The 6,646-nt window shown below is 56.6% G+C and carries 10 protein-coding genes and 1 tRNA gene; 4 read left to right on the top strand and 7 right to left on the bottom strand.

The features are described from left to right. Nucleotides 1–153 precede the first annotated feature (153 nt). The 4 genes from ACP5PX_RS04925 to ACP5PX_RS04910 all read right to left on the bottom strand — a co-directional run bounded on the left by ACP5PX_RS04925 (nt 154) and on the right by ACP5PX_RS04910 (nt 1,046). Complete coding sequence (locus ACP5PX_RS04925) at nt 154–435, bottom strand: hypothetical protein (RefSeq protein WP_428084554.1); 282 nt, start codon at nt 433–435, stop codon at nt 154–156. A 56-nt stretch (nt 436–491) separates the two neighbouring features. Then, nucleotides 492–581, bottom strand: a tRNA-Ala gene (locus ACP5PX_RS04920). Between the two features lie 49 nt (nt 582–630). Beyond that, entirely contained in the window at nt 631–816 is a 186-nt protein-coding gene (locus ACP5PX_RS04915) for a 50S ribosomal protein L37e (RefSeq protein WP_428084552.1), read from the bottom strand. A 5-nt stretch (nt 817–821) separates the two neighbouring features. Further along, nucleotides 822–1,046 (bottom strand): LSm family protein, encoded by a 225-nt coding sequence (locus tag ACP5PX_RS04910; protein ID WP_342812635.1) that lies wholly within the window; start codon nt 1,044–1,046, stop codon nt 822–824. Between the two features lie 58 nt (nt 1,047–1,104). Here ACP5PX_RS04910 and ACP5PX_RS04905 point away from each other — a divergent pair, with 58 nt between their 5' ends. The 3 genes from ACP5PX_RS04905 to ACP5PX_RS04895 are packed head-to-tail and all read left to right on the top strand — an operon-like array spanning nt 1,105 to nt 2,573. Then, nucleotides 1,105–1,590 carry a DUF1947 domain-containing protein gene (locus tag ACP5PX_RS04905; protein WP_428084549.1) on the top strand — a complete coding sequence of 162 codons (486 nt, stop codon included), beginning with the start codon at nt 1,105–1,107 and terminating at the stop codon, nt 1,588–1,590. 32 nt (nt 1,591–1,622) lie between these two features. Continuing rightward, nucleotides 1,623–1,997, top strand: a complete 375-nt coding sequence (locus ACP5PX_RS04900) for a cell division protein SepF (protein WP_428084547.1) — start codon at nt 1,623–1,625, stop codon at nt 1,995–1,997. Between the two features lie 12 nt (nt 1,998–2,009). Then, entirely contained in the window at nt 2,010–2,573 is a 564-nt protein-coding gene (locus ACP5PX_RS04895; protein WP_428084545.1) for a ZPR1 zinc finger domain-containing protein, read from the top strand. Here the strand turns inward: ACP5PX_RS04895 and ACP5PX_RS04890 are convergent. Together ACP5PX_RS04890 and psmB are read right to left on the bottom strand one after the other, a co-directional pair. After that, nucleotides 2,565–4,469, bottom strand: coding sequence for a beta-CASP ribonuclease aCPSF1 (locus tag ACP5PX_RS04890; protein ID WP_428084543.1), 1,905 nt, complete (start codon nt 4,467–4,469; stop codon nt 2,565–2,567). The two genes, ACP5PX_RS04895 and ACP5PX_RS04890, sit on opposite strands and share 9 nt — an antisense overlap. A 28-nt stretch (nt 4,470–4,497) precedes the next feature. Next, the gene (psmB, locus tag ACP5PX_RS04885) at nt 4,498–5,112 is read right to left on the bottom strand and encodes an archaeal proteasome endopeptidase complex subunit beta (protein ID WP_428084541.1); all 615 of its coding nucleotides are present in this window, start codon (nt 5,110–5,112) and stop codon (nt 4,498–4,500) included. A 95-nt stretch (nt 5,113–5,207) separates the two neighbouring features. Between psmB and ACP5PX_RS04880 the strand changes: the two genes are divergently transcribed. Then, nucleotides 5,208–6,254: an NAD(P)-dependent glycerol-1-phosphate dehydrogenase gene (locus ACP5PX_RS04880; RefSeq protein ID WP_428084539.1), complete on the top strand. Its 1,047-nt coding sequence runs from the start codon at nt 5,208–5,210 to the stop codon at nt 6,252–6,254. Here the strand turns inward: ACP5PX_RS04880 and ACP5PX_RS04875 are convergent. After that, nucleotides 6,247–6,606 carry a cyclophilin-like fold protein gene (locus ACP5PX_RS04875; protein ID WP_428084537.1) on the bottom strand — a complete coding sequence of 120 codons (360 nt, stop codon included), beginning with the start codon at nt 6,604–6,606 and terminating at the stop codon, nt 6,247–6,249. The two genes, ACP5PX_RS04880 and ACP5PX_RS04875, sit on opposite strands and share 8 nt — an antisense overlap. Nucleotides 6,607–6,646: the final 40 nt, after the last annotated feature.

Below are 6,646 nucleotides of genomic sequence, written 5' to 3'. Positions count from 1 at the left end.
TCATCATTACCATATCATCAAAAATCAGGGAGGCTGGTTTTTATGGAGAAACAGAGCAGTAGAATGCTTGGAAAAAAGGAGCCAGAGGTACTTGGCCATCCCGAGCTACGAATTTTTTCGTTTATAATCGCTCCAAAGCCATTCGTTCCGCGATCAAACCCTCTCGATCATCCTAATCATCTTAGAATATTGCTCTGCCGAACACCTCCAGCCAGAGCTTATCATGTCCTCCAGGGCATCCTGGAACTCGGTCAAATTTCCCCTTGCCCGCTGGACCATGCCCCGCGGCGTGGTGCCCAGAAGCTCGCAGAGCTTGCTGAGCCTCCGGAGCGCGACATCCGCGGTTATGGGGCTACCTCGGGAGAGATTGTTGAACCAGCGCCTCACGGATTGGTCCTCGAGGTATGCCGCGTACTTGCTAACTTTCTCTGTCATCGCCTCAGAAGGGAGTTTGAGGCACCTCTATAAAAGGATTTGCACTCAATTGGAGGTGGACCGGGCGGGACTCGAACCCGCGACCTCTCGCAATCTGGACAAAGCCGTTTGCCAAGCGAGTGATCTTCCAGCTGATCTACCGGCCCACCGATAAACTGTGGTGCGTCCGGCTTAAGAGATTTTTTAAAGCGGGGACTACCTCAACCTGAGCCGCTGAACCGTCTTCACCTTCCAGCGGTACTTGTTCATCCGGCGGTCCCTTCCGTAGCCGCAGGCGGCACAAACTCCGCGCTGGGCATGATAGGACCGCCTGCCACAGCGTCGGCATCTTATGTGGACAACCTTGTGCCTTTTACCCATCGAGGGGGTTCCCTTGACCACCCGAATCACCCGGCCGGAGAGATGAAGACCACGCTGTCGCCGCGAATCACCATGGTGCCGTAGCGCTTGGTGGCCTCTCCGCTCTGCAGCTCCTCGGCCTCCTCGAGCACGAGGTTAACGTGGACATCAAATCCACTTAGTTTTCCCCTGAACTCACGTCCACCCTTGAGTCCAACTAGGACCGATGACCCGAGTGCTTTGTTCAGTATATCCAACGGTCTCTGGCTCATCAAAATCACCAACTTTTATTCACCTGTATATTTAAGTTTATCCCGCCGAGGCTCTAATATGCCCCCGGGAAGGCGCTATCGGCTGCGAAAGGATGAAATTAAACAACTCGCTCAGGAGGCCGGCCAAAGATTCGGTGAGGCAATCGCCAGCGTCATCGGAGGGGATGTTGAAATCCTGAAGAGAGACGATGGGGCAAGTTTGATCATCAGCGGGGAAAAAACGATATTTTTTCAGAGGGATGGCGAGCTCTTTCCAACGCTGAGGATAGTTGACCTGATCAAGGTCAAACGCGTGATCATCGATATGGGCGCGGTGCCGCACGTGGCCAACGGTGCCGACGTCATGAGCCCCGGAATCGTCTCGGCTGATCCGGACATCAAGAAAGGGGATATCGTCGCGGTCGTGGATGAACGCCACGGCAAGACCATCGCGCTAGGACTGGCCCTCGTCGATGCCAAAGAGATGAAGGCGCCCCGGGGAAAGGCGGTTAAAAATATCCATCACGTGGGCGACCAGATCTGGCGAGCGTTAGAAAAGGGTTAAATATTGATTAATCGATATTTGCACGAGAGTACATGAGATCGCTAAAGAAAATTTTTAGCAAGCCCCGCTCAGAGCCGGCGCCAATTCAGGAGATACCGGTCACTGAGGTCGAGAGTACCGCCGGCACGAGAAAGCTGGGCGAGGTGGAGCCCATCTACGTCAAGAGCATGGAACTCAACAGCCTCGCCGACGTCCAAGAGGCTGCCGACGAACTCCGGGCGGGAAACATCATCATCCTGGACATCAGCTCGCTCATGAACCATGATCCCCAAGAATTGAAGCAGGCCATTGACCAGCTCAAGGGCATCTGTCAGGGGATCGGCGGGGACATGGGGCGGCTCACGGAAACCAAGGTAATCGCCACGCCAAAGTACATCAGCCTCCAGTTCAGGAAGCCTGCCACCTGATTTGGTGTGCTCATGATGAAAAGGGAGTTCGTCCTCCCGGTTGAGATTTGTCCCATTTGTGGGGCTAGGGGCACCTTTCAAGTTTTCGGCAGGATTGACGATATCCCTTACTTCGGCGAGACAATGGAAACCCTAGCCACCTGCAGCAAGTGTAACTTCAAGCACTCCGAAGTGACCCACCTAGGCAAGCAGGAGGGCTCAAAATATGAATTTCTGATAACCTCGGAGGAAGACATGAAGGTCAGGGTCGTCAGGTCGAGCACCGGCACGATAAAGATACCTGGGCTGGGCGTGACCATCAGCCCCGGCCCGGGCAGCCAGGGATATATAACCAACATCGAGGGCGTTCTGATCCGGATCAGGGATGTGTTGACCTCCGCCATGGAGTCCGCCCCGCCCTCAAAGCGCCGGGCGGCCGAGGAGAAGCTCAAAAAAATAGAGGCGCTGGTTCAGGGGCGGGCCCGGGCCAAAATAATCCTGATGGATCCCTTCGGCCACAGCGCCATCGTTGACCGCAGATCGAAAAAGCACAGGCTGACGAAGAGGGAAATAAAAGCGCTCACTTCGTTACCTTAGCCTGATGGTCTCGAGGTTCAGCGGTGCCCTAGTTTCCACCCGGAAGAGCTTGTGCAATGCGGCGGCGAAGTCGGTGCACTTGGTATCGTCCCCATGAACGTTTATGATCCTGTCTGGTTTGGGTGACAGCCTTCTGATGTAGTTGAGCAGCTGGGCACGATCGGAGTGGCCGCTGAAGCCCTCAATCGTCCTCACGTCCATGTTGACCTTGACCTCCACCAGCTTCCCCTTCTCGCCCTGCATCGGGATCTCGCGCCAGCCCTTCTGAATCCTCCGCCCCATCGAGCCCTCGCCCTGATAACCCACGAAGATCAAGGTGTTCTTGGGATCGGGCGCCAGATGCTTAAAGTACTCTAGAACCGGGCCACCGGCCATCATGCCTGCCGTGGAGAGGATAACCGAAGGTTCGCCGGCGATTATCTCGGCTCGCTGGTCAGGCCCGGAGACCTTGGTAAACATGTCGGAAAGAAACGGGTTCTCTTCCTCCTTGAAGATCAGCTCCCGCAGCTCCTGGGAGAGATACTCGGGGTAAGCGGTGTGGATGGCGGTCGCCTCCCAGATCATGCCATCCAGGTAGACGGGAATACCATCTAAGATCTTGCTGCGCCTGGCGCTCTCGAGCAGGACCATTATCTCCTGAGCCCGGCCCACGGCGAAGGCGGGGATGAGCACCTTTCCGCCGCGTTTTATCGTCTCCAGCACCGCCTGAATGAAGGCCTTCTCGGCATCCGTTCGGTAGGGCTGAATGTCCTCGGAGCCGCCATAGGTGCTGTCGATGATCAGCGTTTCGACCCGGGGGAAGCTGTAAACTGCGGGGGAAAAGAGGCGCGTGCGGTCAAACTTCAGGTCGCCGGTGTAGACCACGTTGTAAAGCCCGTCGCCGATGTGGATGTGAACCAACGAGGAGCCCAAGATGTGCCCGGCGTTGTGGAAGGTGATCCTGATGTCCGGGGCGATGTCCGTCACGTCACCGTACTCCAAGGTTATGCAGTGGGAGAGAAATGAGCCGATGTCCCTCTTGTTGAAGGGGAGCTGTTTCCCCTCGCGCTCGGCGATATCCAAGTAATCCAGCAGCAGCAGGATGGCAAGGTCCCGCGTCGGAGGGGTGCAGTAAACCGGCCCGTCAAAACCGTACTTGAAAAGATAAGGTATGAAACCGCAGTGGTCGAGGTGGGCATGGGTTAGGACCAACGCATCCAGCTCCGGCAACCTGACCTCCGGGGCCTCGAGATGGGGGAAGGCCTTGTCATCGGAGGCCACGTTGACGCCACAGTCGAGCATCACCCTGCTTTCGGGAGTCTGGAGCAGGAAACAAGATCTTCCGACCTCCCTGGCGCCCCCTAGAGCCGTGAGCCTCACCCAGCCGTCCTTGGCCTTTTGCTCGCGGTGGATGCGCCGACCGATCCGCCTCAGGATTTCCCGCCGCTCGGCCCCGCCGTAAATCATCGAGAGCCTGATATTGCGCACGATGTCGGACTTTATCGGTGGCGCCCGGATAATCTTCGGCGTCCAGCTTATCTGGCGCATTATCTCCCGGAGCAGGGCCCCGCCCTTGCCGATGGCGACTCCGGGCTTCTCGGCCTCTATCGTCACCTCACCGATGTCATCGCTGAAAATGATGTCGGTGATCTTGGCCTCGTCCGGCACCAGTTCCCTGATTTTCTTCTCGGCCTTTTCCTTCTCGGTCAGGATGGACGGATCAGGACGCAGGATGATTCTCTTCCTGAGCTTGCGGGCGAGATCCTTTATCTTCTCACCGTTGTCCATCAGCGGATCCAGATTTCCGCAGTAGAGGACGACCCGCGGCCCCTCAAAGTCGATATTGGTGACTGCGTCGGCAAATGGTGTCTCCTTCACCGCGGCCTTTATCTCTTTAAGCAATTCCTCCGCAGCCATGCTCGCACCTTAACTTTCCAGATGTGCCCTAGGCCAGTTTTTTAATTTCATCCGGGGTAAGCTCGCGATAACCTTTCTTGGTGATCACGGCGACCTGGACCTCGTTTCCCGTGGCAATGTCCCGTTTCATCGCCGTCTTGACGGCTCGAATGGCAACCGGGACCGCCTCATCCGTTTTCATGCCCTCTTTGAATTCGGTTTCCAGCACACCGTAGGCGACCGGCGATCCCGATCCCGTCGCCACCATTTTCTCCTCAATCATGCCGCCGTCAACATCGATGAAGAACAACCGCGGGATGTCACCATCCATGCCTCCGACCAGAAGGTTCGCGTAGTATATGTAGGAATTCATCAGATTGGAGACCATCTTGGCGCAGGCTAAAACGTTCATCGGGATGCCCTCATGCATCGCGTAGTAACCCGCCTCAGCTCTCATCATGTTGACCAGCTGCTCCGTGTCGGCCACCCCTCCTGCGGTGGTAAAGGCTATCCGGTCCGTGATGCTGTAAATCTTCCTAGACTTCTTACTGGCCACAAGGTAGCCCATGGTGGCGCGTGAATCGGTGGCCAAAACCACGCCGTCCTTGCACACCATGCCGACCGTCGTCGTTCCCTTCAATTGCTCAAATCTCTCCTCTTTCAAAACTATGCACCCCAAAAACGCCGCATAGAAGCAGCAATAAGTGAATCGTGGTAGTTCTATATAAAGTTATCCGCAAATTTGAGAGCGGGGATGCGGTGAAGGAGCCCAAGAAAATTGGACTGCCCCGGGAGGTCTGGATGGGGCCTAGGGTGATATCCAAGGTGGCGCACGTGTGTCGGAAGCTGGAACTGGGAAAGCGGGCCCTGATTGTGGCCGACCCGACGACCTTTGAACTGGTTGGCTCCAAGGTCAAATCCCAGCTGGAGCGGGCGGGTTTCGAAGTCAATCACACGATAATAAATGAGGCGGATCTCCCGACGGTGGCGAAGGTGAGAGAAATCTCTGGGGGCAAAATCGACTTCTTTTTAGGCGTCGGCGGGGGCAGGTGCATCGATGTGGCCAAACTGGCGTCATTCCAAGAAGGCAGGCCATTTGTCTCGGTGCCGACGGCCGCCTCCCACGACGGGATTGCCTCCTCCCGGGCCTCGATCAAAGGCGGCAAAAAGCCGACCTCCATTGAAACGCATGCACCGATAGCGATCATCGCCGACACCCTCATCATCAGACGCGCACCGCACCGCTTGCTGGCGGCTGGCTGCGGTGACATCATCTCCAACCTGACCGCAGTCCGGGACTGGCAGATGGCCCATCGAATCAAAGGCGAACCTTACAGCGAATATGCGGCGATGCTCTCCTTGGTGAGCTATCAAATCGTTATGGAAAATGCCGGGCTGATCAGAAAACGCACCGAGGAGAGCGTGAGGGAGGTCGTCAAGGCATTGATCTCAAGCAGCGTGGCGATGGCCATAGCCGGAAGCAGCAGGCCCGCGAGCGGATCGGAACACCTCTTCAGCCATGCCCTCGACATCACGGCGCCGAAACCCGCGCTCCACGGGGAGCAGTGCGGCGTGGGGACGATAATGATGGCCTATCTCCACGGCGAGGACTGGGTCGCCGTCAAGGAGGCGCTGAAGACGATCGGAGCACCCACTAACGCCAAGGAGCTGGGGATACCTCCAAAATACATCGTGAAGGCCCTGACGATAGCGCACAAAATCAGGCCCGACCGCTACACCGTCCTGAAGGACGGCCTGAGCAGAAGGGCTGCTGAAAGGCTAGCCAAAATAACCGGCGTCATCTAGAACCGATCACGGTGACGGTGGTTCCGGCCTTGAGCCGGCGGAAATTCTCAATTCCCTGCCGGACTACCCCGAAGGTCTCGACGGGGCCTACCGGCTGCGAGCTTCCGAAGAAGACGCAGAGCGCCGGGCCATCAGGCCAGTAGGAGACATCTCCCGTTTTTGTCCGCGTCGTGGTCCTTTCGGGCTTTATCTTAACCGGGATCTCGAAGTAGATCTCCTCCTTCCAGACGTCCGCCACGCCTTCAAACGGCAGGGCGCGCCAGATGGCCTCACATATTCTGGAGTGATCCTTTTCCAGCAGCTCTACCTCGGCCTCAAAATCGGGAAACTTCAGGACAATTTTTCGAGCCATGAAAATCAAATTTTATTTTCATTTCTCCTTTATCTCTTTT

Origin of the sequence: Hadarchaeum sp. (SeqCode), assembly GCF_049969415.1 — an archaeon.
Lineage (GTDB): Archaea > Hadarchaeota > Hadarchaeia > Hadarchaeales > Hadarchaeaceae > Hadarchaeum.
Note: the sequence above shows the minus strand (reverse complement) of the source record. Positions and strands in the feature narration are given on the sequence as shown.